Raw genomic sequence first — 23,602 nt, 5'->3', positions numbered from 1 at the left:
CTCAGTACCCCCAATTCATGGTGAAATCTAGTCGGGCCAAGGAGGCTAGGCAGGGCAGACTACGGGTCGAATGGGCCGAGATTGGCGCCGAACACGGCATCGACCGCCGCCTGGCCGTTCTCCTTGCCCGCAGCCGCCGATTGGGCGGGCTTTTCTGGGAGTTCTCCCGTGGCGATGGCATTGGCCTCATCGATCAGGCCCCGCAGCCGCGCGACTGCATCCTGGCAGGCCGCTTCCAGGGTCTCCCCCTTGTCGAGCCGGCCAGCGACCACGGTGACCAGCATCAGGGCCTCGCCGTGGAGCCTGGCGACGGCCTCGTCGAAGCGCACCCGCACCTCGGACGGCGCCCGGCGATAGGCGGCGATGGCCAGGTTCTTGTCCCGGAAGCCGGATTGGCTGAAGTGCTCTTCGTAAGTGAGTGGCCGCCACGCCTGAAGGTCCTTCGCGAATCCCTCCGGCTCGGTGACCAGCGCCTCGAACAGCATCACCAGCTCGTGGAAATGGTTCAGGTAGTCGCTGGCGAGCAGCGTCGATTCGTTGATGTTCGTGCCCGGGATATGGGAGCGGAAATGGCCGACCATGGCCAGACGGAACGCCGAGACGATATCCTCCCGGCTTACGTCGTCCTGAATTTCCACAGCCTGGGCGTTTTGATTTTTGTGAGGCATTATTCGCGAACCATCCTGGGTCAGGAGGCTGCCAAATCATGATTGCCAAAGGGTTACCGCCAGTATTGCCGCTATGTGCTCTCGCTACGATCTGACCTCGCCGCCTGAGGCCGTGCGCGCCCATTTCGCCTACGCGGACCGGCCAAATTTCCCCGCGCGCTACAACGTGGCCCCGACCCAAGCCATTCCCGTGGTCTGCCTGGATGAGACGGGAGCCCGCCGGTTTCGCCTGATGCGCTGGGGGCTGTTGCCGGCCTTCGTCAAGGACCCGAAGACGTTTCCGACCCTGATCAATGCCCGCTCCGAGGGCGTGCTGAACAAACCCTCCTTCCGCCACGCCGTGCGCCGGCGCCGCTGCCTCGTTCCCGCCAACGGCTTTTATGAATGGACCGGGCCGAAGGGCAAACGGCGCCCCTTTCATATAAGACCCCAGCCGCCACGGCTGATCGCCTTCGCTGGTCTCTATGAGTACTGGCAGGATCCGCAAGGCGGCGAGATTGACACGGCCACGATTCTCACTTGCGCGGCCAACCGCACAGTCTCGGGCCTGCATGATCGGATGCCCGTCGTGGTGGAGCCGGAGCACTACGACGATTGGCTGGACGTCACACGCGTGAGCGCTGAAGAAGCGCTTGCCATGATCGGCCCCGCCGACGACGATCTCTTCGAGACACTCGAACTGCATCCGAAGATCAACGATTCGCGAAAAGACGAACCGGGTATCCAAGAACCATTGCAGCCATTGCAGACTTCGCTGCTCTAGGCCCCAAGGGACCCACAGGGGGAAAGCATGCTGTCAGAGAAGATCATCGATCGTTATCGCGTCACCGACGGCGATAAGTTCAAGCTCAAGGATTACGACCCGGACGATACGGGGAATGTCGGCTTCGACAAGGAGGACGGCAGGGAGATCCTCGAAGTCGGTGTCCAGAAACTCGCCAGGCTTCAGGAGCGGCTTTACGCCGAAGGCAGTTGGGCCATTCTCATGGTCCTGCAAGGCATCGATACGGCCGGCAAGGACGGCGTCATCAAGCACGTCCTGTCGGGCGTCAATCCGCAAGGCTGCTCGGTCCATTCCTTCAAGCAGCCGAGCCATATGGAACTCGCACACGATTTCCTTTGGCGCTGCAATTTGGCGCTGCCGATGCGCGGCAATATCGGCATCTTCAATCGCTCCTATTACGAGGAGACGATTGTGGTGCGCGTGCACCCCGAGCTGCTGGCGAAGCAGAACATTCCGCCAAAACTCGTGACCAAGGAAATTTGGAAAGAGCGCTATCAGGACATCAACGCCTTCGAGCGGCGTCTTGCGCGCGCCGGAACCGTGCCGCTCAAATTCTTCCTCAACATCTCCAAGGAGGAGCAGCTGAAGCGCCTGCTGGCCCGCGTCGACGATCACGAAAAGAATTGGAAGTTTTCGCCGTATGACGTGGCCGAGCGGAAGCTGTGGGATAAGTACCAAGACGTCTACGAGGACACGATCAAGAACACCGCGACCAAGCATGCGCCGTGGTACGTGGTGCCGTGCGACAAGAAGTGGTTCGCCCGGCTTGTCGTTGCCGGTGCGCTGATCGAGCACATGAAGGCGCTCGACCTGCACTTCCCCAAAGTCAGCGACGAGGACATGGAGGCCTTAAAGAAGGCCCACGCGGAGCTGCTTGCCGAGAAGAAGTAACGTTCGTTAGGGCGCTTGCGTCACGCGCACGATCGCCAGCCCGTCATGGCCCTTTGAGCCGACGGTCTGAAACGCGGTCGCGCTGACCCGCGGGTCGGCGGCGACGCGGGCATAGAAGTCGCGCAAGCCCTTCACATGCGCACTGTCGCTTTGCGCGGCGAGGATCGCGCCCTCGCGCACCACGTTGTCGACCACGATGAGCGATCCTTCGCGCGCAAGCTTCACCGCCCAGTCGAAATAGTGCGGCGTGTTCGGCTTATCGGCGTCGATAAACACGAGATCGAAGGGCCCGCCGCCTTCCGCATCGAGTGCAGCAAGCGTATCGAGAGCGGGCGCAACACGGACCTCGATGCGGTCGGCAAGGCCTGCGGTGGCGAAGTTCTTACGCGCGATCTCGGCGTACTCCGGATTCATGTCCAGTGTGATGACCCGGCCGCCCCCAGTGAGCCCTCGCGCCAGCCAGATCGTGCTGTAGCCGCCGAGTGTCCCGACTTCGAGGATGTTGCGCGCGCCGAGCGCGGCGGCCAGCATCGTAAGAAGCTTGCCTTGCAGCGGGTCCACCTGGATCGGCGGCAGGCCGGCGGCGTCGCTGGCGGCTAAGGCGGCCTCAAGCGCGGGATCGGCCTCAAGAAAGTGCTCGGCGATGAAGCTGTCGATCGCCTCCCAGTTCGGGTCTTCGGTCCGGTCCCAGAACTTCTTCTTGGTCATGGTGAGCCCCTAGCGCGCTTTGGCGGCGCGCCGCAAGCGGTCGTTGATTGCCTCGCCCAAACCTTGGTCGGGGATTGGCATCACCGCGATGGTTCCTGCGCCGCACGCATCGAGCGCGCGAAGCGAGGCGAAGAGGTTGGTGGCCGCCTCTTGCAGATCGCTGGAGGCGCTGAGGTTGACGGTCTCGCGCGCGCCCTCCGGCACGTTCGGTCCGAAGGCTAGCAGCGCTTCACCTTCGCGGACATCCGCCGCGTCAAGCCGCAACGGTGTGCTGGGCGCGTAGTGCCGCTCCAATTGTCCGGGGGAGGCAATCTCGGTGCCGTCTTGGACGAGGGGGAGGGGACTGCCGAGCACAGCTTCGATGGCCTCGCGCGGCACAGCCCCGAGCCGAAGCAAGACAGGCGCATCGCCGGTGACGCGCACCACGGTCGACTCGATCCCACGCGCGCAAGGACCCCCGTCGAGGATCATGGCGGGGAGGTCGCCCAACTCGGTCTCCACATGAGCCGCCGTGGTCGGGCTGACGCGGCCGGAGCGATTGGCGCTCGGCGCGGCCAGGGGGAGCCCAGTCGCCGCCAGTAGCTTTTGCGCGATCGGGTGATCGGGCGCGCGTAGCGCAATCGTATCGAGACCGGCCGTGACCAGATCGGCTATCCCGCTATCGGGACGCTTGGGTGCGACCAGCGACAGTGGGCCGGGCCAGAACGCCTCGGCGAGCTTGCGTGCCGTGGCATCGAAGGTGGCGTAGCGTTCGGCCGTGGCGATGTCGGGGACGTGCACGATGAGCGGGTTGAAGCGCGGCCGGTCCTTGGCGGCAAAAACCCTCGCGACGGCCGAGGCGTCGAGCGCGTTGGCGCCGAGCCCATAGACCGTCTCCGTGGGAAAGGCGACCGTCTCCCCGCGGGCAAGCGCCTGCGCGGCACGGGCAATGGCCTGATCTGTGGCGGGGAGGGCTGTCATGGTCGGCCTCCTTTGGCGCGTTCTCAAGGGACGGTCAAGCTGTCGTCTGGGCCTCAGTCGGGTATCATGCCCCGACATGACCACGCTGCTTCTGACCCATCCCGCCTGCCTGGAACACGATACGGGCTATGGCCACCCCGAGCGCCCAGACCGCTTGCGCGCCGTAAACAAGGCGTTAGCCGCGCCGGCTTTCAACGCGCTCGCCCGCAAGAAGGCGCCGCGCGCCGACCTGGCCGCGATCGAGCGCATACACCCCAAGGCCTATGTGGAGATGGTCAAGTCCGAGATCCCGGAGCAGAACCACAACTGGCTCGATCCCGACACGGTGGTGTCGTCTGGAAGCTGGGAGGCGGCCTTGCGCGCCACCGGCGCCGTGCTGCACGCGGTCGACCAGGTGGCGGAGGGCAAAGCCAAGAATGCGTTCTGCGCCATTCGTCCGCCGGGCCATCACGCCGAGCCGTCGAAGGCCATGGGCTTTTGCCTGTTCAACTCCGCGGCCGTCGCCGCGATGCACGCCCGCGCCGCCCATGGGGCCAAGCGTGTCGCCGTTGTCGATTTTGACGTGCATCACGGCAACGGCACCCAGGCCGCTTTCTGGGAGGACAAGGACGCGTTCTACGGTTCGACGCACCAAATGCCGCTATTCCCCGGCACTGGCGCGCTCGACGAGACGGGCGTCGGCAATATCTTCAACGCGCCGCTCTCGCCGGGCGACGACGGGGAGAAGTTCCGCGCCGCCTATGCGGAGCGCGTTCTGCCGGGGCTCGATGCCTTCGCCCCCGAGCTCTTGATCGTCTCCGCCGGGTTCGACGCGCATTTGATGGACCCGCTGGCGCAAATAAGGGTGTTGGAGCCTGATTTCGCCTGGGTCACCGAGAAGCTCATGGACGTCGCCGAGAAGCATTGCGGCGGCAAGCTCGTCTCTACGCTCGAGGGCGGCTACGACCTGGACGCGCTCGCCGATTCCACCGCCATCCACGTCAAGACGCTGATGGGCGCTTGATTAAGCCCCGCCGAAGGGGCTAAGCCAGGCCATGGCCGATACCGACAATGCCGATATCAAGACGATGAGCTTCGAGCAGGCGCTGAAGGAGCTCGAAACCATCGTCGATCGCCTGGAGAAGGGCGACGTTGAGCTCGAGGCCTCCATCGTCATCTACGAGCGGGGTGAGGCGCTGCGCGCCCATTGCGACGGGTTGCTGCGCAAAGCGGAAGCCCGTGTGGAGAAGATCTCCCTCAGCCAGAACGGCGAGCCTACGGGCTCCGAGCCCCTCGACGTCAAGGACTAGCGGCGGCCGTTTCACGATAAACGCCTTGGGCCGGACCTGTCTGTCCGCTAAGGTCCAACGTCTTGCTGCCGGGCCCGCCGAGGGCCTCATAAGATATAACGTGCTGATCCTTTGAGGCCTTTTTCCCAATAGTCGCCAGGGCAATCAATGAGCGCCGAGACTGCCACGCCATTGCTGGACAAGGTCCGTGACCCGGAGAATTTGCGTGGCTTGGGCGACGACGAGCTGAAGCAGCTTGCCGACGAACTGCGCCGGGAGACCGTCAGCGCGGTGTCCGTCACGGGCGGCCATCTTGGCGCCGGGCTCGGCGTGGTCGAGCTGACCGTGGCGCTGCATGCGGTCTTCGACACGCCCCGCGACAAAGTCATCTGGGATGTCGGCCATCAGGCCTATCCGCACAAGATTCTCACCGGCCGCCGCGACCGCATCCGCACACTGCGCCAGCCCGACGGCCTGTCGGGTTTCTGCAAGCGCGCCGAGAGCGAATTCGATCCCTTCGGCGCCGGCCATTCCTCCACGTCGATCTCGGCGGGGCTTGGCATGGCCGTGGCCCGCGATCTTGCCGGCGGGGACAACAGCGTGGTCGCCGTGATCGGAGATGGCGCCATGAGCGCCGGCATGGCGTACGAGGCCATGAACAATGCAGGCGCCATGGATTCGCGCCTGATCGTCGTCCTCAACGACAATGACATGTCGATCGCCCCGCCCGTGGGCGCCATGAGCGCGCATCTGGCGCGCCTGATCTCGGGCGGCACTTATCGCAGCTTCCGCCGCTGGATGAAGCAGGTGGCAAACAAGCTTCTGCCGAACAGCTGGTTCCGCCGCGCTGCGCGCGCCGAGGAGTTCACGCGCGGCTTCTGGACCGGCGGCACGCTGTTCGAGGAGTTGGGCTTCTACTATGTCGGGCCCATCGACGGGCACAATCTCGATCACTTGCTTCCCGTTTTGCGTAACGTGAAGAAGATGAAGAACGGGCCGATCCTCGTTCACGTCGTCACGCAGAAGGGCAAAGGCTACGGCCCGGCCGAAGAGTCCGCCGACAAGTATCACGGCGTCGGCCGCTTCAATGTCGTGACCGGCACGCAGGAGAAGGCCGCGCCTGGCGGTCCGCCGAGCTACACCAAAGTGTTCGCGAACGCGCTGATTGACGAAGCGCGGAAGGACGACAAGATCGTCGCCATCACCGCGGCGATGCCGTCGGGGACAGGTCTCGACAAGTTCGCGCAAAGCTTTCCCGAGCGCTGTTTCGATGTCGGCATCGCCGAACAGCACGCGGTGACCTTTGCCGCAGGGTTGGCGACGGAAGGCTATAAGCCCTTCGCCGCGATCTACTCGACATTCCTGCAGCGCGCCTACGATCAGGTGGTGCATGACGTTGCGGTGCAGAAGCTGCCTGTGCGCTTCGCCATAGACCGCGCCGGGCTTGTGGGCGCCGACGGGCCGACTCACGCGGGCACGTTCGACACGGCCTTCTTGTCGTGCCTGCCGGACATGATCGTCATGGCCGCCGCCGACGAGGCGGAGCTGGTGCACATGGTGGCGACCGCCGCCGCCATCGACGATGCACCGTCCGCGTTCCGTTATCCGCGCGGGAGCGGTGCAGGCGTCGCACTGCCGGAGCACGGTATACCGCTTGAGATCGGCAAGGGCCGGATCGTACGCGAAGGTTCCACCGTGGCGCTGCTTTCGTTCGGCGCGCGGCTGACCGAGTGCCTCGGCGCCGCGGATGAGCTTGCAGGCTACGGTCTGTCGGCCACCGTGGCGGACGCGCGTTTCGCCAAACCGCTGGACATTGATCTCATTCGGGACCTCGCCAAGAACCACGAAGTGCTCATCACCGTGGAGGAAGGCTCAAGCGGCGGCTTTGGCGGCCAAGTGCTGCACGCGCTTTCGGCCGACGGCCTGCTCGACCGCGGGCTAAAAGTACGCACCCTCGTGCTGCCGGACCGCTTCATCGATCAGGGCAAGCCGGAGAAGATGTACGCGGACGCGGCGCTCGATGCGCAAGGCATCGTCGCGGCGGTATTCGCCGCGCTCGGCAAGGACGCAAAACCCGGCGCGGCGCGCCTGGCTTAATCCAGCGTGCAATCCTTGGTGAATTTGGCGACGGCGTCGGCGCGTCCCGCATCGGACATGTCGTATCCGATCGCGCCGGATTTCATCGATACGGATCCCTTTTCGCGCAGGACTTTGAGAATGGGCGCAACGGCAATGTCGCCGGCCTCGCCATAGATCACGCCCGTGCCGTCTTCGGCCGCGGTCTCGCCCGCCACCGTCGTCGACTGTCCGCCGGCGCTGAACGTGACGGTAATCGCCGCGCCCGTCTCCCGTTCCGGAAAGTCCATATACACGGACAGCACGGCGATCTTGACGCTGTTCAAGCAGGACAGCAGGAAGCGCGGATGCTCACGGTCAATGAGCGGCCCGTAGCGGAGCGTCACGAAGCTGCCGCTCGATTTTGCCTGCCAGATATTCGTTGCGGCGCTGGCCTCCGTGCTTGCAAGCACAAAGGCGGCCAGAAGAATGAGAAGACGCTTCGTCACGGGACCTCGCAAGGTGCGGTTTCGATGGCGGCTCTTGCTTAGTCGACCCGAAGCGTCTTGGCAAACTTCGGCGTTTTTTGGTGCCGCGCGCTCAAGCTTCAAGCCGTCGATACGCCACTGAAGGTAAGGCGATAAGTGGCCCGCATAACGTTGCCATAAAGCGGGATTGCGCCAGTCCTTGCCCGTCACCTCGCCCCGGCGCGATGCCGAACCTCGCATTTGCGGGTAAGGTATGTGTCTTGGCTCAAAGTGCCTCCGCGCTCGCGTGTCCACGCGTGAATGCGGACCATATATGAGAACAGCCCTTGACCAAAAGAAGACGCATCGATCAACGCCTGGTGGAAGAGTGGCTCGTCGCCTCCCGCGCCCGCGCCGCGGACCTCATCCGCCGGGGCTGCGTCACTGTGGGCGTTGCGAAGCCCGGCGCGCTCGTGGCCGACGAGGCGGCGATTGCCGTTGCCGGCGACGCAGGCGCGCACGTCTCACGGGGTGCGCTCAAACTTCTTGCCGCGCTGCGTTCGTTTGGTCTGTCGCCGCATGATGCCATTGCGCTCGATGTCGGCGCCTCGACCGGTGGGTGCACCGAAGTGCTGTTGGCGGAATGCGCCGCGAAGGTCTACGCGGTCGATGTCGGCCGCGCGCAGCTCCATGAGCGTCTGCGGGCTGACAAGCGCGATGTGTCTTTGGAAGCGACGGACGCGCGCAAGCTCAACGCGACCCTCGTCCCTCAGTCCGTCACTGCCATTGTCGCCGATGTCAGCTTCATCAGTTTGACATTGGCGCTGCCGGCCGCGCTGAAACGTGCCGCCCCAGGTGCTTGGCTTGTGGCACTGATCAAGCCGCAATTTGAGGCGGGGCGCGAGGCGGTTGGCAAAGGCGGTATCGTGCGCGGCGAAGAAGACCGCATGCGGGCCGTCAAGCGCGTGCGCGAATTTCTCGAACGAGAAGGCTGGGAGAGCATCGGCGTGATCGACTCCCCCATCACCGGTGGCAGCGGCAATGTGGAATTCCTGATCGGCGCGCGGAAGCGCTAGCCTGCGGAAAGACTAGTTCCCGTCAGAATGACGATACGCTCGACGTTCATGCTTTCTCTGGCGCTTCGAGCCACCCTTCATACGCTTCGAGTGGCACACCCCCCAGTTTCATGACAACTCTAAATCGATAACGGTCGCCCTCGGCGCTCTCGCGTACGTCAAGGTCAGGCCATAGAAAGCGAGGAAGTAGCAAGCCGAACAGACGAAGCCCGATTAGCACCTGCTGGACCCCATCTTTGTCAGGCTCAAGCTGCAAAACCGCGGTCACCGGCCAGAGCGCTTCTTCGATCGTTCCCGGCGTTCGGGCTGCGCGCAAGTGTGTGGTGAGCGGATGGCCGGCAAATTCGCGGCGCCATGTTTCACCGTCCCCGTCGGGCTGCACGTGGATCAGGATGGGCACGGTCCCTGACGCCGGTGGCAGGGCTGCGAGAGCCCGAACGATGCGCGCGAGCAGGGAGGAACCGGTCGTCACGTTCGCCTCGCCGCGCCAAGTCCGCCCGTTGCCGGTATCGTGGACGCGGACGATGGCTGGAGGAAGCCGTCCGAGGGCCTCGCCATAAGCGCGGTGGAACAATGGTCGGCGCATCAACCGATAAGCCTCCTGGCGATCAGGCAATCTCCCTTGGCCGGGCAGGTTTCATAGCGGCCGAATATGGCGTAGCGATTCTTGGCAATACGATCATAGAGCCAGTCGCTTATTGGGCGTGGCAGGGCAAGCGCAGCCCTGGCCGCGGACCATGGGCCCGCGAGCTCCCCAAGGATGCGGGCGAAAGCCTCGAGCCGTCCGTAGGCGCGGCCATCCTGAATCAAAAGATTCGTCTCGAAGTCGATGTCGTCGAGACCATAATGGCGGAAAAGAGCACCCCCGAGAGCGGACTGCGCCTCGGCGAAGCGAAAGCGTTCCGCGCTATCGCGTTTGGCGACGAACCGGGCAAACCCATTGCATAAGACGCAAACTCCATCGAACACGATCAGCGGCCCATCGTCGGGAAAGTGCGGAACCGCAGGATCATCGCGATAGGAGTACGGCTCAACGCTGACGGACATGGCTTGCCGGCTGCCACTCACGTGCGCTGTCAGCCTTGGCCCGTCTGGCCGCGGTGCCTGAGATAGTGGTCCGCCAGCACGATCGCCATCATCGCTTCGCCAATCGGCACTGCACGAATGCCGACGCATGGATCGTGGCGTCCTTTGGTCGAGACCTCGGTGTCGTTGCCGTCCTTGTCGACCGTTCGCCGTGGCGTGAGAATGGACGAAGTAGGCTTCACCACGAACCGCGCGACAACGGGTTGCCCCGTCGAGATGCCGCCGAGAATTCCACCGGCGTTGTTCGACGTGAACTCGGGCCAGCCGGGAGGGTGCTTGCGCAACTCATCGGCGTTCTCTTCGCCTGAGAGCGCGGCGGCCGCGAAGCCTGCGCCGATTTCAACGCCCTTCACCGCGTTGATGCTCATCAGGCCGGAACAGATGTCCTGGTCGAGCTTGCCGTAGACGGGCGCGCCGAGTCCTGGCGGCACGCCGTCGGCCACGACCTCGATCACCGCGCCGGCCGAAGAACCGGCTTTGCGCACCTCGTCGAGGAACTTGGCCCAAGTGTCGACCGCCTTCGGGTCGGGGCAGAAGAACGGGTTGTCGCCAACCGTGTCCCAGCACCAATTTGCGCGGTCGATTTTGTGCGGACCGACTTGCACGAGGGCGCCGCGCACGACCATCTCCGGGACCACTTTCCGCGCCACGGCGCCGCCTGCGACGCGCGCCGCCGTTTCACGCGCGGATGCACGGCCGGAGCCCCGCCAATCGCGCACGCCGTATTTCTGGAAATAGGTGTAGTCGGCGTGGCCGGGGCGGAACTTGTCCTTGATGTCCCCGTAGTCCTTGGACCGCGCATCGACATTCTTGATCAGCAGCGAGATCGGCGTGCCGGTCGTGACCTGTTCGCCGTCCTCGGTCTCGAACACGCCGGAGAGGATCTCGACCGTGTCGGGCTCCTTGCGCTGGGTCGTGTATTTCGACTGACCTGGCTTGCGCTTGTCCAGATAGGCCTGGATCTCCGTCTCGGTGATCGGGATACCGGGCGGGCAGCCGTCGACCACGCAGCCGATGGCCGGCCCGTGGCTCTCGCCCCAGGTGGTAATGCGGAAAAGGTATCCGAAGCTGTTGTGCGACATGGCGTCTCTCTAGCCGCTTCTAGTTTAGGGGGCGTGAAGGGTCAAACGGCGCAAGCTTGGGGATTTTGAGGGAATAGGGGCGCCAACAGCCCCGCCAGGCCCGAAAATTGGCCCATCCTGGCCGTCTCCGGGGCCAGTTTTCGTCTTATTTTTCCGTAGTTTGCGCCTCCGCGCCAATGAAGCGCGGACCGGCCGAGACCTCGCCGGTCATCCCCTCCCAAGACAAAAAACAAGGAGTATTCGATGCGTGCTGCGCATGCTGTTTTCATGAGTCTGACCATTGCCTTGCTGGCGGGCGCTGCCCCCCTCACCCCGGCTGAGGCTTTCCCCGCGTTCGCGGGGCTGACCAAGAAAGTCGAGAAACCCGCAAAACCCGGGCGCCACAGCGTGGGGCCGAGGCCATCCCGCTGGTGCGGCTGGTGGATGCGGACCCAGTTCGGCGGCGGACCTGAATACAATCTCGCCCGGAACTGGGCCAAGCGGGGCCGGGGCCTGAACGGTCCGCGCGTCGGCGCCGTGGTCGTCTGGTCGCACCATGTGGGCTACATCACCGGCCGCAACGAAGCCGGCCAGTGGATCGTGAAGTCGGGCAATGACGGGGGCCGGGTGCGCGAGCGTCCGCGCTCGGTTAGAGGCGCCGTCTTCCGCAAGATCTAAGCAAACGGGGCAGGGCGTGTTCGCGTCCTGCCCTAATCCTTATCGCAAGGCTCCGCGAGCCAGCTTGCGTCCATGTCTTCGAAACGCTGACATCCAAGCTGCTGCAGACTGCGCGTGATTTCGTCGCGAGTGATTTCGATCACCTGCTTGCCGCCGGCCTCGCCGAGCGCGCCAACTCCGTAGAAGAAACTGCGGCCGCTGAAGGCGGCATGCGCTCCAAGCGCTTTAGCGCGAACGATGTCCAGCCCGGTACGGACACCGCTGTCGATCATCACGGTCAACCGGTCGGTGATGTCGCCGGGCAACTGCCGGAGCGTCTCAAGCGTGGCAGGCGCGGCATCGAGCTGTCGGCCACCGTGATTTGAGATGATGACGCCATCCACCCCGCAGTCAATCGCCGCGCGGAAGTTCTCCTCCGCTTGAAGTCCCTTGATGATCAGCGGCCCGTCCCACAGAGTGCGTATGCGCTGCAAGTGGTCCAGCGGCACGCCCGGACGGGTCATGCTGGTTACGAAGTCGCTTAGACCTTGGCTTGGGTCTGTCCGGTAGCTTGTCACGTTGACGAAATCCGGTGTGCCATGTGTCAGCGTCCGGAGCGCCCAGGTCGGATGCGTCAGGGACTGCCAGACGATGCGTGGTGTCATCGTGAACGGCAGTTTCAGGCCATTCTTCAGTTCCCGGTTGCGCTTGGCGCCCACCGGGACATCCACCGTGACCACCAAGGCCCGAAAGCCTGCGCGCTTCACGCGTGCGATGAGGTCCTCCATGACCTGCTCATCCCGCGGGACATAGAGCTGAAACCAGCACACGTCGGGCGCCAACTGCGCGATGTCCTCGAGCAAGGTGGTGCTGAACGTACTGAGGACGTAGGGGATGCGCGCGCTCTGCGCGGCACGGGCCAGTGCCGCTTCTGCGCCCGGCCACATCATGTTGCCGAGCCCGACCGGCGATACACCGAGGGGCAGCGCGTATCCGGCCCCGAACAGCGTGACGCGCGTGTCGACAGTGCTGACATCGCGCAAGTAACGCGGCGTCAAGTGCACATCTTGGAAGGCTTGTCGGTTTCGTCGCTTTGACGCTTCGTCGTCGATCCCGCCTTCCAGATAGTCGAAGGCAAAGTTTGGCAGGCGGCGTTTTGCGCGGGTCTTGAGATCGGCAATGCCCGGATATCGGCTGTCGTAAAGCGCGCGCAGCGCCCTAATCCTTCGCCACGGAGATGTCCGGCGCGTCCTCGTTCTTCATGCCGACCACGTGGTAGCCGGCGTCGATATGCAGGACCTCGCCGGTGACGCCGTTCGACAGACCCGACAGCAGGTAAAGTCCGCCGCCGCCCACGTCGTCGATGGTCACCGTGCGCCTTAAGGGCGAGTTGTACTCGTTCCACTTCAGTATATAGCGGAAGTCGGAAATGCCGGACGCCGCCAGCGTCTTGATCGGCCCGGCCGAGATGCCGTTGACGCGGATATTGTTCTTGCCGAGATCCGCCGCGAGATAGCGCACGCTTGCTTCAAGCGCCGCCTTGGCCACGCCCATCACGTTGTAATGGGGCATGACCTTCTCCGCGCCGTAATAGCTCAGCGTCAGAAGCGAGCCGCCATTCGGCATAAGCTTCTCGGCGCGTTTTGCCAGCGCCGTGAAGGAGAAGCAGGAGATCAGCAGGGTCTGGGTGAAGTTCTCTTCGGTGGTGTCCACATAGCGGCCGCCGAGCTGGTCTTTGTCGGAGAAGGCGACGGCGTGGACGAGGAAATCTATTTCGCCCCATTCCTTAGCGAGCGTTTCGAACACAGCATCGACCGAGGCGGTGTCGGTCACGTCGCAAGGCAGCACGAGTTTTGAGCCCACCTCGGCGGCGAGCGGCTCGACGCGCTTCTTCAAGGCCTCGCCCTGATAGGTCAGCGCGACCTCGGCGCCTTGATCCGTCACGGCTTTGGTAATGCCCCAGGCGATGGAACGATTATTGGCGACGCCGAAAACGATGCCGCGCTTGCCTGCCATGAGATTTCCGCCGTCGGCCATGACCCCTCCTCCGAGCCTCAAGAATTCGGGGTCTTATACACCGGGCGAAGCTCACGGTAAGGGCTTTCGCCGGATCGAGGCTAACGGCCTAGGATTTTTGAGCGAGGGGGATGAGCGGCGAGCGCATCGGATCGCGCCTGACGTCCTTGCCCAGCGCGCGTGCCGGGGTCACATAAGACCGGAGCGGGGTGAAACGGCGGCTCTTGTCGTCCGCATTGAGGGCAGGCGCCGCTATGGCGGGCGTCGCGCCCCTCTCGTCAAGCTGAGCCATAAAGACCTCTCTAGCCGGCGATGACCCAGCGCCCGTTCTGCGCACGGCAGGCGATGCCTTGGGCCTCGTTCTTCTGGTCACCGCGGGCCAGCGAATAAACCACCTGGCGGCAGATACGGCCCTGATCGTCCCGGAAGGCGGTCACAGGCTTGATTCGGCCTGAAAGCTGGCTGGAGGGCCGGCGCCATTTGAGCGTCACGCCGTCGCCGAGCTCGTTCAGCGCCATTTGCAGCGCCTGGAACGCGATCGTGCGATCGGACTGATCGAGGCTGGCTTTGAGGTCCTGAAGGCCTTGCGGCGCAGGGCCAACGGCCACCACCGTAGTTTTTTGTGCCCCACTCTCCCCGGCCATAAGGGGAGAAAGGGCGGGGAGCAATACAGACAACACGAGAGCCCCCGCCCCGATGATAGGGGCGTTCCAATGGAACGTACGCATAACAAACTCGTCCCCAAACAGTGACGCGGCTACTGAATTCCCCCGCGCCCTCTATCAACGGGATCGATCCTGCACTATCAGGGTGAGGAAATCGTAAATGGCCGTATCGGGCCGGGAATTTTCTTGAATTCCCTCGCGCGCCTTACGGACGTCAATAATGCCGAAGAGAAAAAAGCTATGGAAGTTCAAGACTTCACGGCCGCCGAGGACCCGTTCGCGCTGTTTCAGGATTGGCTGGCGAGGGCAGAAAAATCCGAGCCCGCCGACCCTGACGCCATGGCTGTGGCCACTGTCGATGCGCATGGCCTGCCCAATGTGCGGATGATTCTCTTGAAGGGAATCAGCGAGCGGGGATTCGTCTTCTATACGAACTGCGAGAGCACCAAGGGGCTGGAGCTTGCCGCCAGCCCTAAAGCCGCGCTGCTGTTCTACTGGAAGAGCCTGGGGCGCCAGGTCCGCATTCGCGGGCCCATCGAGCCGGTGACCGACGCGGAGGCGGACGCCTATTTCGCCTCGCGCCATCCCTTAAGCCGGATGGGCGCCTGGGCTTCGCAGCAGTCCCGGCCTTTGGAGAGCCGCGCCGCGCTGGAAGCCGATGTCGACCTCTATAAAGAGAAGTTCGCCGACGGTAAGATCCCGCGGCCGCCCCATTGGCACGGCTACCGGGTGCGGCCGGTGGAGATCGAGTTCTGGAAACGCGGGGAGTTCCGCCTACACGACCGGATCGTGTTCCGGCGCGGGAAGCCGGACGGGCCGTGGGAAAAGACGCGACTCAATCCGTGATGTTGAGCTGCCACCGGGTGGCATTCCCAGCTAAAATGAAGCGGGACGGCGCGAGCCATTGAGGATCAAGTGACGTGACGGCCGAAGACTCCATCGATCGTTTTTCGACCGCGCGCTATGCGGTGAAAGAAGCGCACGAGGCGAAATGGGCGCGCCGCATCGCGCTGTTCTTCCTCCAGCTGCTGATCTTGACCGTGATCCTGCATCGCTTCGCCGGTCTCGGCACGCCAGCGGCGGTCAATCTCGTCGGCGTGTCGGTGGTGGGCATGGCCATCGCCGTCGTCATCGCGCTGATTTCGCTGATACGCATTTGGTTCGGCGGCCAGACCGGCGCCGCGCAGGACTTCGCCGCCATTGCCGTTGGCCTGATTGGGCTCGCGCTTCCGGTCTATTTTCTGGTCAAGGCCGTAGAGCTGCCGCAACTCACTGACATTCAGACTTCGCCGGCCAACCCGCTGATTTTCACCATGCTCGCCGAGCAGCGGCCGCCGGACGCCAACCCCTTGCTCAATCCGGGTCCCGAACAAGCGAAGCTGCAGGCGGAAGCCTATTCCGAGATCGGCCCCATGTATCTGGAGCGTTCTGCACCGGAAGTGTTCACACTGGTAAGCGAGGCGATTTCGCGGCTCGGCTGGAACGTCGTTCTTAATGAGACGCCCGGCGAAAGCGGTATCGGCCGCATCGAGGCGACGGATCAGACCATGATTATGGCGTTCACCGACGACGTCATCGTGCGCGTCAAGGGTGATGACGCGCATACATTGGTCGATATGCGTTCGGCGTCCCGCTACGGCCAGCACGATTTCGGCACCAACGCCGCGCGCATTCGCGCCTTCTATGGTGAGGTGAACACGGCGCTTGAGAAAGGCGAGAAGACGGTGCTTGAGCAGACCGCGCCCAAGAAGGCGGAGGAGCCGGTCGCCGCGCCCGCGAAAGAAATCAAGAAGAAGAAGAAACGGCGTCGGAAGCGGCGCGTACGTAGAAGGCGCTAAATTTGTCCGTGGCGCCTTCCGCCGTCACCACGTCCCGCGCGATCAAGTGCTCCAGATGGGCGAGCACAGACAGCGCCGCCGCGCCTTTGAGGTCCGCGTCAATTGCGCCATAGAGCTTCGCCACGATGCGCGGGATCGTGCTGACGCCATCGTCGATGCAAGCTAGGATATTCTGCTCGCGCCATTTGCGGTGAGTGATGTACGCGCGCACCACGCGCCGCGGCGTTTCGACGTGTCCGCCATGCCCCGGCAGGAACATTCGGTCATGCCGCTGCGCCAGTTTATCGAGCGAAGTGAGGAAGTCGCCCATATTGCCTTCCGGCGGCGCGATCACCGTCGTGTTCCAGCCCATCACATGGTCGCCGGTGAACACGATGCGTTTTCCGACCAACGCGAAGCAAAGATGGTCCGGCGCGTGTCCCGGCATATGCAAGACATCGAGCGAAAAGCCGCGCCCTTTCACTGTGTCGCCGTCGGCGACCGGCAGGTCCGGCGTGAAGGCGGAATCGATAAACGCATCTCCAAGCCCGGGCGTTCCTGCGCCGCGCGTCGTGCCGGTCGGGCCGAAGGCCACGATCTCGCCGCCAAGCCTTTCCTGCAGCGGGAGCGCGCCGTCGCAATGGTCGCGATGGCTATGGGTGATGCAGATATGCGTGATGCGTTCGCCGCGCGTCGCCTCGGCAATCGCGGTCAGATGCGCAGCGTCCGCCGGTCCCGGATCGATCACCGCGACGTCGCCGGAGCCGACGATATAGGTGTTGGTGCCGAGGAAGGTATAGGGGCTCGGATTATTGGCCACGATGCGCCGGACGTCCGGCGCGATCTCCTTGGCCACGCCGTAATCGACATCGGCGCTACGATTGAAAGCAAGCTCCGCTGACATGGTCTGAACGTCTTATCTTATTGGTCTTCTGGTGAATCCGCGCGGCGGCATCTTATGTGGAGCCGCCGCCTTGCGGCAGGGCCGCCCTCCGGCAGCGTTAACTCATTCATGGCGCGCACTTTGGCCATGGCTTCTTGGGCAAAATGTGACTGATTTCCACGCTTTGGGCATGGGTGCCTTTCGATGACATTCAACGGATGCATGAAGGGCAGATCGAGAAGTTTCCGCATCGCGCGCCATACTACAGTGAGGCTGAATACCGCGTCGAAGTAGCGCTGCTTCTCTCAGCTTTACCTTCGGCCAGAACCCGGAGGTTCCTAAGACTTAGACGTGTCTTGCGGAGCAGGGATCTATTTCGATGCACTGGATTGTCCGCTTCTGGCACTTAGCGGACTCTTTAGGCGGGCTCGCCGCACGTCCGCTATCGGAGGCAAAGCAGACATTCCCCGTAACGGGTCAACTGATGACTGCTTATGAGTCCACGCCCTAGGTGGAGAACAGTTGGAAGGTTCGCGGCCGCGCCCATCGGCATGCCGCACACTCCTTCGTCGATCTGGGGGCGGAGCGTTTTGTGGGGGGATGCGGGAAGGGCGACACGGATAACTGGCCATCCAAAGTTGTTTCGTGGGCGTAAGCGTGGGCGAAGCTGCTTCCGAGGATCTGCCACGAAGCGCCTAATATATTGATATTACATCGAGAATTAATGGTCGGAGTGGCAGGATTTGAACCTGCGACCCCCTCGTCCCGAACGAGGTGCGCTACCAGGCTGCGCTACACTCCGCCTTGGCGTGAAGAGGCACGTATATAGACGGCCCCGCGCGGCCCCGCAACAAAGCCGGGGACCTAAGATCTCAGCGCGCTCAAGGGGAGGGCGGGGGCGTTGCCCGCGGGGCCCGATACTGGTAGGAGGGCAGCGCGCCTGCCATATACCGGTGGCGCAAGGCGGCCTTCCTCGGAAGAATATGACGCGCGTTGGGGCGTAGCCAAGTGGTAAGGCACCGGGTTTTGATCCCGTGATCCCAGGTTCGAATCCTGGCGCCCCAGCCACGCTTTTCCTAATCGACCGGGAACAAATAGCGGTCGGGCGGTGAGGCCCGATTTATCGCTGAACTCCGCTAGATTTTGGCGCCTCGGATTCTGGTGTGAGTGGAAGAGACGATTTTGCTTCGTATTCCCGCGCGCTGTGACGCGAGAATCTCTTGAGCGGCATTTGGGGGTCAACATTTCGGGCGGCGGCTGGGACGCAGCGCGTGGGACGCGGGCTAACCTCGCTGCTAAGCTTCCGAGAAACCTAGGAGTTTGCGCTGTTCGGCCCAGTCGGTAGGGAGTTTTAGAGCGAGACGCATGAGGCGCTTTGCGCTGAGCTGAGGCGGATGTTTTCCGTTGATGATGGCCGTGACGATATCGGGCGCTAGAGACGGAAGCCGCAAGAGGCGAGACAGATACCCGATCGTGAGTTGCTCCTGAACGGCAATGGCCGGCACGGTCAGATCGGAGTTTTGCATTAGCCGATCTTGGAAGTCATGTGCACGGGCGATGATGCGAAGCAGGCCGGGATCGGCTTTTGCCTGGTGCTCAGCACCGTGCACGACCAGCTTCATCTCGCGGCCGACGCGTTGAAGTGTTGCCTCTACCGTTAGCCTGAGGGCATCGCTGTCGTGGCTCTGGGCACTCGGTGCCGTCCAAGTGGGTTCAAGCGCCGCAAGCAGGTCGTGAAGCCCTCGGCAACAGCCTGCGATCTCGATGTGGTCGGCTGTGATGTCGATGCGGCGGACGAGCGCCATGACAATGGAGCGCATCGCGTCAGGGCTGAGCGTGTGGAACTCTTCTGAGACCTGACGGGCGCGCGCGATCAGTCTTTGCTGCTCGGTTCCGGTCTCGACCGCTTCGCTGATTGCGCTCAGGATGGCGCCTTCATCAGCGAGGAAAGCCCGCAGCCTGCCGATGACCAAGCGTTCCAGATCGCCGGCGGGAATCCTGCGCCCATGGGAGCTGTCCTTTGCGGCTCCCGTAATCAGAGACTTCGAGACATAGTACCGATAGCGCGTGCCCTTCTTGACGGCATGGGTCGGCGTCAGTCGTTCGCCGCTTTGGTCGAACACCAATCCAGCGAGCAGGCTGGGATGCTTGGCGCATGTTCCAATGTCCCGATCGATCCGGTTCTTGTGGAGCATGGCCTGGACCTGATTCCAAAGCGCTTTGTCCACGATGGGCTCATGCTCACCTGGATAGGCGTTGCCCTTGTGTGTGATCTGGCCGCGATAGATGCGGTTCTGAAGCATGAGATAGAGGGCCCCGCGGGAGAGCTTGCGACCGCCGTAGACTGTTCCGTCCTTGCAGGTCCGATGCTTGCTGCAGATGCCCGCAGAATCGAGTTCTGCCTTGAGAGCACGCACCGATCGAAGGTCGATATAGCGCTTGAATATATGGAGGACAGTCTGCGCCTCATCCTTGTTGATGACGAGTTTCCGGTCGCGGACATCGTAGCCTAGCGGCGGTAGGCCACCCATCCACATGCCCTTCTTCTTGGAGGCAGCAATCTTGTCCCGGATCCGCTCTCCGGCGACCTCTCGTTCGAACTGCGCAAAGGAGAGGAGGACATTCAGGGTCAGACGTCCCATGCTCGTGGTGGTGTTGAACTGCTGGGTAATGGAGACGAACGAGACCCCACGCGCATCAAAGGCTTCCACGATCTTGGCGAAGTCAAACAGCGACCGGGTCAGACGATCGATCTTATAGACCACCACGACATCGACTTTACGGGCTGAGATGTCGGCCAACAGACGCTGCAGGGCAGGGCGGTCGAGCGTCCCGCCTGAGTACCCGCCGTCGTCATAAAGGGTCGGCAAAACAGTCCAACCCTCATGCTTTTGGGAGACCACAAAGGCCGCGCAGGCCTCGCGCTGGGCATCGAGAGAATTGAAGGCCTGATCCAGGCCTTCGTCCGAGGACTTGCGCGTATAGATGGCGCACCGCAGTCGACTTGAGTTGCGACTTGTCGTCCGCTGGGGTTTAGGCACGGACCGCATCCTTCGCAGAGCGACCGTCACGCACGAACCCGAAGAAGCGGGGTCCCGACCAACGCGCACCCGTGATCGCGCGCGCAACCTTTGTCAGTGATGAATAGCTGGTCCCGGCATAGTCGAAGCCGTCCTCCGTTACAGTGACCATGTGCGTGCGGCCATGCCATTCGCGGACCAGGCGGGCGCCCGGCTTCAAGACAAGGCCCGGGTCTGGAGCGACCCGGCAGGTGGTCCGGAACATCTTCGCCAGGGTCTTGAGCTTGCGGCGTGTCGCCTTGCTGAGCCCACCATGCTCAAGCTCTTGCAGCCGATAGGCGATCCCGCGCATCAGAAGATGACGGCTGATTCTCGGGGGTTCGCTCCGGTAAAGCCGACGCCATTCGCAGCGAAGGTCCTCGAGGCTTGCGGTCTCCGCGACGGCTGTTGCCGTCCGGCTGCCGGGTCTTGGCGTCCCAAAGGCATCGCGGTTGTCGTCGCTAGCGCACGTGGAGTGGCGATTTGGGCTGTCCATGGTTGACCTCCTGATCCGAGCCCCGAAATCGAGCTTTTGCACCCCGACAAGCCCGGAAGCGAAGCCGGGCAGGGGCGTGTTCAGAGATCAGTCAGTCTGGCCGTCTCCACCACACACGCTCTCTTTGCGGGCGAAGTCCAGTCGAATCTGCGCCTAGCTTCGCCAGAACGCGCACGCATGAAAAGCGCAGAAACGCCCGCGCCTGAGCCGCGTTGTGGCGTGGATTTGGACGGGGAACATGTCCGCTTTGGAGAGCAAAGCAGACATCACCAATCAGCCCGCCGATGTCCGCTCATGACCCAAAGCGGACAAGTCTCTCAGCATGACCTGCGCGGCGTTACGACCTGGCGCCATTGTGATTCCCGGGCCAGGGTGGCTGCCCGAACCGCACAGGTAAACATTGAGAACCGGCGTGCGATAGTGAGCTAGTTCCGGAAGCGGACGTTGCGAGCCGAGTTGATAGGGCAGAATGGCGCCATGCGTAACTGTACCGTGGACGGCGCTCACCATCAGGCGCTCGATGTCGACCGGCGAATGCACGACTCGCTTGAGGATGTTGCGCTTCAGCGTCGGCGCGTAGGTTTCTGTGAGATAGTCAATCAGGTAATCAGCATAAGGCTCCTTCACTTTGTCCCAAGTGCGCCCGTCGATTTTGCCAGTGGCATCGCCGCCAATCTCGTAGGGTACATTGTGCACGAGGACCTTCATGACCGCCTTCCCCTCCGGACATCGGCTTGGGTCGATTACTGAATCGTTCAGCATCACCATGAAGGGGGACGCAGGTATCCTACCGCTCCGGCATTCCGTGTAGATGCGGGCCAGATACTCGAACGAGGGCGGCGAAGCATGCACATAGGCGCTGGATTGAGCATCCGGTCCCGCGTCGTAGATTACGGGTCCATCGAGCGCCAAGTAGATGACCAAGTATCCATCGCCCCATTCGTAACGCCGCATCTTTTCGACGAGATCTCGACCGATATGGTCCTCGCCGAGAAGATCGACGACGAGTTGGCGGGGGTCGACATTCGACGCGACGATACCCTCAGGCGAGAGAGCTATAACCTCGCCGCTCGTGAGCCGTACCCCTGTTGCCCGGCCGTCTTCGACCACAATCTTTGAAACTCGTACGCCTGTTCGAATCGCGCCGCCTTGCGAGTCCAAATATCCGGCAAGCGCCATCGGTAGTTGGTGCATGCCGCCCTTCACCGCGCGGTTGCCCAGATCTTGAATGAGCGAGGCGAACAGCCAGGCCATGTGGCCACCGCCAACGTCATCCGGGGCTAAACCGACGTGGCACGCCCACCCACCAATGAATAATCTAGTCTCCTCCCGCTCGAAGTGCTCCATGCCCCACGAGCGGAGGCTCTGTAGCCCGGCTCGATACTCCTCCATCCCACTAGGGCTTCGCGCCATGTTGCCGATTTCATCTGCGAGCGAGGCTGGAGGGGAGTTCATCCAACGCGCAATGTTATCCCTCGCCTGAACGAAATCGCCCGCGAGTCGACGCCATGTTTGCCCATCTGCCTTCGAGTATCGGCCAATGCTGGCGACGGTATCCTCTACCTCCCGATGCATCGAAATGATGCCGCCGCCGGGGAATACATGAGAGTAATTGATCTCGGGTCGAATGAGTTCAAGACCGAAGTCCGCCAATCCCAATTCATCTGGAACCGGAGATAGATTGGCAAACTGAAACCCGAATGCATGTACATCGGAACGAAAGCCGGGAAGCGTCAACTCCTCGGTCGTCGCCATCCCGCCGACCGTATGGTACTGATCGAGTACGAGCGTTTGCAGTCCGGCGCGTGCCAGATAGCAAGCGCAAGTCAGTCCGTTATGGCCGGCGCCAACAACAATTGCGTCATACGCCTGCATCCCAGCTCCCGCGTAGAACCCTGGTGACGCCAAGCGCGACTAGTATCACTCAGCGATTTTGCCAGATTCCGATATTCTATTCCCGATTCCCTAGCCGAGTCAGGGCACTGTTGGCCTGAAGGCGGGGGCCCGTCGGGCCTGGGTTGCCTGCTCAAAGGCAAAGGCGTAGCCGAGCAACTTGCCATCCTGCCAAGCGTTGCCGAAGAAAGATAGCGCAACTGGAAGTCCGTGGCAGAAGCCAGCTGGGACCGTGATGTGCGGATAGCCCGCCATCGCGGGAGGTGCGGAGCAGCCGCCGATGATGTGGTCTCCAACCAGGAGATCTATGGCCCAAGGCGGTGTCCCATCAGTTGGCGCGATCAGCGCGTCTAGGGCGTGGGCTGTCAACACCTTGTCGATCCCATCGGTGCGTGACATGCGCCTGCATTCCTTTTTCGCCTTCAAATAATGTTCCTCCTGGAGGCCACCCTTGGACTGCGCACGTTCGAATAGGTCTTGCGGAAAGTACGGCATGACCTTGTCGGCATTGGCCCTATTGAAAGCAATGACGTCTGCCAAGCTCCGCATCGGCGAAGTTGGATGAGAAGCTAGATAGCGATTGATGCCGTGCTTGAATCCATAAAGGCAAAGCTCGACTTCCGCTTCTCCGAAAAATGGAGTCCATGCACCGATCGCCGGATCGATGATCTCGGCCCCCAGATCTCGTAATGCGTGAATTGCGTCTTCGATGACTTTGTCGACGCTCATCTGGCGCAGGCGTTTGCCTTTGCCTCTGTAGACTTCAGCCAAAGCGTGGTTGAAACAGTAGGTGCAATCGTAGGGACAGCCCCGGCTGGTGATAAAGTGTTTGATGCCGCTTTGCGCGGTGAATTCATCCTTTCCGAAAAGCAGATCGCGGTCAGGGAAAGGCAAAAGGTCCAGGTTGTCTTCGGCGGGCCGAACCGGGTTGCGCTCTAAATGGCCATTGTTTTTGAACCACCAGTTGTCGATGCGGGTCAGCGCTTGTTTGGCTTCCACCGCTTCCACCAGATCGAGGATGGCCTCTTCGGCCTCTCCGATGCAGATGGCGTCGACGCCTGGTTCTTCGACGTACTCGGGAAAGTAGGTTGG

Annotated in this window: 25 protein-coding genes and 2 tRNA genes; 10 read left to right on the top strand and 17 right to left on the bottom strand. The window is 62.6% G+C overall.

Annotated features, from left to right (window positions below):
• Positions 1-59: 59 nt before the first annotated feature.
• Positions 60-638 (bottom strand): hypothetical protein, encoded by a 579-nt coding sequence (locus ABY454_RS05975; protein ID WP_372929272.1) that lies wholly within the window; start codon positions 636-638, stop codon positions 60-62.
• Between the two features lie 103 nt (positions 639-741).
• On the opposite strand from ABY454_RS05975, the gene ABY454_RS05970 reads away from it, so the two are divergent.
• Positions 742-1,431, top strand: a complete 690-nt coding sequence (locus tag ABY454_RS05970; RefSeq protein ID WP_372929271.1) for an SOS response-associated peptidase — start codon at positions 742-744, stop codon at positions 1,429-1,431.
• 27 nt (positions 1,432-1,458) lie between these two features.
• Positions 1,459-2,343 (top strand): polyphosphate kinase 2 family protein, encoded by an 885-nt coding sequence (locus ABY454_RS05965; RefSeq protein WP_372929270.1) that lies wholly within the window; start codon positions 1,459-1,461, stop codon positions 2,341-2,343.
• A gap of 6 nt (positions 2,344-2,349) precedes the next feature.
• Here ABY454_RS05965 and ABY454_RS05960 read toward each other — a convergent pair whose 3' ends face one another.
• Together ABY454_RS05960 and ABY454_RS05955 are read right to left on the bottom strand one after the other, a co-directional pair.
• Positions 2,350-3,051, bottom strand: coding sequence for an O-methyltransferase (locus tag ABY454_RS05960; protein WP_372929269.1), 702 nt, complete (start codon positions 3,049-3,051; stop codon positions 2,350-2,352).
• 9 nt (positions 3,052-3,060) lie between these two features.
• Complete coding sequence (locus ABY454_RS05955) at positions 3,061-4,011, bottom strand: L-threonylcarbamoyladenylate synthase (RefSeq protein ID WP_372929268.1); 951 nt, start codon at positions 4,009-4,011, stop codon at positions 3,061-3,063.
• A gap of 76 nt (positions 4,012-4,087) precedes the next feature.
• Between ABY454_RS05955 and ABY454_RS05950 the strand changes: the two genes are divergently transcribed.
• From ABY454_RS05950 to dxs, 3 genes are all read left to right on the top strand, one after another.
• The gene (locus tag ABY454_RS05950; protein WP_372929267.1) at positions 4,088-5,014 is read left to right on the top strand and encodes a histone deacetylase family protein; all 927 of its coding nucleotides are present in this window, start codon (positions 4,088-4,090) and stop codon (positions 5,012-5,014) included.
• Between the two features lie 31 nt (positions 5,015-5,045).
• Positions 5,046-5,300 (top strand): exodeoxyribonuclease VII small subunit, encoded by a 255-nt coding sequence (locus ABY454_RS05945; protein ID WP_372929266.1) that lies wholly within the window; start codon positions 5,046-5,048, stop codon positions 5,298-5,300.
• Positions 5,301-5,447: 147 nt separating this feature from the next.
• A complete protein-coding gene (gene dxs, locus ABY454_RS05940; RefSeq protein WP_372929265.1) occupies positions 5,448-7,376 on the top strand; it encodes a 1-deoxy-D-xylulose-5-phosphate synthase in 1,929 nt (642 codons plus the stop codon).
• Here the strand turns inward: dxs and ABY454_RS05935 are convergent.
• A complete protein-coding gene (locus ABY454_RS05935; RefSeq protein ID WP_372929264.1) occupies positions 7,373-7,843 on the bottom strand; it encodes a hypothetical protein in 471 nt (156 codons plus the stop codon). The two genes, dxs and ABY454_RS05935, sit on opposite strands and share 4 nt — an antisense overlap.
• 338 nt (positions 7,844-8,181) lie before the next feature.
• Between ABY454_RS05935 and ABY454_RS05930 the strand changes: the two genes are divergently transcribed.
• Positions 8,182-8,877, top strand: a complete 696-nt coding sequence (locus ABY454_RS05930; RefSeq protein WP_372929263.1) for a TlyA family RNA methyltransferase — start codon at positions 8,182-8,184, stop codon at positions 8,875-8,877.
• Between the two features lie 46 nt (positions 8,878-8,923).
• Here the strand turns inward: ABY454_RS05930 and ABY454_RS05925 are convergent, their stop codons facing one another.
• From ABY454_RS05925 to aroC, 3 genes are read right to left on the bottom strand one after another with little or no spacing between them, the layout of a single operon-like run.
• A complete protein-coding gene (locus tag ABY454_RS05925; RefSeq protein WP_372929262.1) occupies positions 8,924-9,463 on the bottom strand; it encodes a DUF4166 domain-containing protein in 540 nt (179 codons plus the stop codon).
• A complete protein-coding gene (locus ABY454_RS05920) occupies positions 9,463-9,924 on the bottom strand; it encodes a thiol-disulfide oxidoreductase DCC family protein (protein WP_372929261.1) in 462 nt (153 codons plus the stop codon). Before ABY454_RS05920 ends, ABY454_RS05925 begins: the two co-directional genes overlap by 1 nt.
• A gap of 29 nt (positions 9,925-9,953) precedes the next feature.
• Positions 9,954-11,045, bottom strand: a complete 1,092-nt coding sequence (gene aroC, locus ABY454_RS05915) for a chorismate synthase (protein ID WP_372929260.1) — start codon at positions 11,043-11,045, stop codon at positions 9,954-9,956.
• A gap of 267 nt (positions 11,046-11,312) precedes the next feature.
• Between aroC and ABY454_RS05910 the strand changes: the two genes are divergently transcribed.
• Positions 11,313-11,702: a hypothetical protein gene (locus ABY454_RS05910; RefSeq protein WP_372929259.1), complete on the top strand. Its 390-nt coding sequence runs from the start codon at positions 11,313-11,315 to the stop codon at positions 11,700-11,702.
• A 32-nt stretch (positions 11,703-11,734) separates the two neighbouring features.
• Here the strand turns inward: ABY454_RS05910 and ABY454_RS05905 are convergent, their stop codons facing one another.
• The 4 genes from ABY454_RS05905 to ABY454_RS05890 form a co-directional block, all read right to left on the bottom strand.
• Positions 11,735-12,829: an alpha-hydroxy acid oxidase gene (locus tag ABY454_RS05905; protein ID WP_372929299.1), complete on the bottom strand. Its 1,095-nt coding sequence runs from the start codon at positions 12,827-12,829 to the stop codon at positions 11,735-11,737.
• 70 nt (positions 12,830-12,899) lie between these two features.
• On the bottom strand, positions 12,900-13,718 hold the full coding sequence (gene fabI / locus ABY454_RS05900) for an enoyl-ACP reductase FabI (RefSeq protein ID WP_372929258.1): 819 nt from the start codon (positions 13,716-13,718) through the stop codon (positions 12,900-12,902).
• Between the two features lie 88 nt (positions 13,719-13,806).
• Positions 13,807-13,989 carry a hypothetical protein gene (locus tag ABY454_RS05895; protein ID WP_372929257.1) on the bottom strand — a complete coding sequence of 61 codons (183 nt, stop codon included), beginning with the start codon at positions 13,987-13,989 and terminating at the stop codon, positions 13,807-13,809.
• Positions 13,990-13,999: 10 nt separating this feature from the next.
• Positions 14,000-14,305 carry an RT0821/Lpp0805 family surface protein gene (locus tag ABY454_RS05890; RefSeq protein ID WP_372929256.1) on the bottom strand — a complete coding sequence of 102 codons (306 nt, stop codon included), beginning with the start codon at positions 14,303-14,305 and terminating at the stop codon, positions 14,000-14,002.
• Between the two features lie 243 nt (positions 14,306-14,548).
• Here ABY454_RS05890 and pdxH point away from each other — a divergent pair, with 243 nt between their 5' ends.
• Both pdxH and ABY454_RS05880 read left to right on the top strand, forming a co-directional pair.
• Complete coding sequence (pdxH, locus tag ABY454_RS05885) at positions 14,549-15,208, top strand: pyridoxamine 5'-phosphate oxidase (protein ID WP_372929255.1); 660 nt, start codon at positions 14,549-14,551, stop codon at positions 15,206-15,208.
• Between the two features lie 74 nt (positions 15,209-15,282).
• A complete protein-coding gene (locus ABY454_RS05880) occupies positions 15,283-16,200 on the top strand; it encodes a DUF1499 domain-containing protein (RefSeq protein ID WP_372929254.1) in 918 nt (305 codons plus the stop codon).
• On the opposite strand, the gene ABY454_RS05875 is transcribed toward ABY454_RS05880, so the two are convergent.
• Together ABY454_RS05875 and ABY454_RS05870 are read right to left on the bottom strand one after the other, a co-directional pair.
• On the bottom strand, positions 16,148-17,083 hold the full coding sequence (locus ABY454_RS05875) for an MBL fold metallo-hydrolase (RefSeq protein ID WP_372929253.1): 936 nt from the start codon (positions 17,081-17,083) through the stop codon (positions 16,148-16,150). The genes ABY454_RS05880 and ABY454_RS05875 overlap by 53 nt on opposite strands.
• Positions 17,084-17,787: 704 nt before the next feature.
• Positions 17,788-17,864 (bottom strand) — tRNA-Pro (locus ABY454_RS05870).
• Between the two features lie 192 nt (positions 17,865-18,056).
• Here ABY454_RS05870 and ABY454_RS05865 point away from each other — a divergent pair.
• Positions 18,057-18,130, top strand: a tRNA-Gln gene (locus ABY454_RS05865).
• A gap of 227 nt (positions 18,131-18,357) precedes the next feature.
• On the opposite strand, the gene ABY454_RS05860 is transcribed toward ABY454_RS05865, so the two are convergent.
• From ABY454_RS05860 to ABY454_RS05845, 4 genes are all read right to left on the bottom strand, one after another.
• Positions 18,358-20,103 carry a recombinase family protein gene (locus ABY454_RS05860; RefSeq protein ID WP_372929252.1) on the bottom strand — a complete coding sequence of 582 codons (1,746 nt, stop codon included), beginning with the start codon at positions 20,101-20,103 and terminating at the stop codon, positions 18,358-18,360.
• Entirely contained in the window at positions 20,096-20,617 is a 522-nt protein-coding gene (locus tag ABY454_RS05855) for a DUF2924 domain-containing protein (protein ID WP_372929251.1), read from the bottom strand. Before ABY454_RS05855 ends, ABY454_RS05860 begins: the two co-directional genes overlap by 8 nt.
• Before the next feature lie 273 nt (positions 20,618-20,890).
• Entirely contained in the window at positions 20,891-22,492 is a 1,602-nt protein-coding gene (locus ABY454_RS05850; protein WP_372929250.1) for a phytoene desaturase family protein, read from the bottom strand.
• Positions 22,493-22,591: 99 nt separating this feature from the next.
• A partial coding sequence (locus tag ABY454_RS05845; RefSeq protein WP_372929249.1) for an amidase family protein occupies positions 22,592-23,602 on the bottom strand: 1,011 nt, incomplete at its 5' end.

This window comes from Methyloceanibacter sp. (genome assembly GCF_041573655.1).
In the GTDB taxonomy this organism is placed as follows: domain Bacteria; phylum Pseudomonadota; class Alphaproteobacteria; order Rhizobiales; family Methyloligellaceae; genus Methyloceanibacter.
This window is presented reverse-complemented; position numbering and strand designations above follow the sequence as displayed.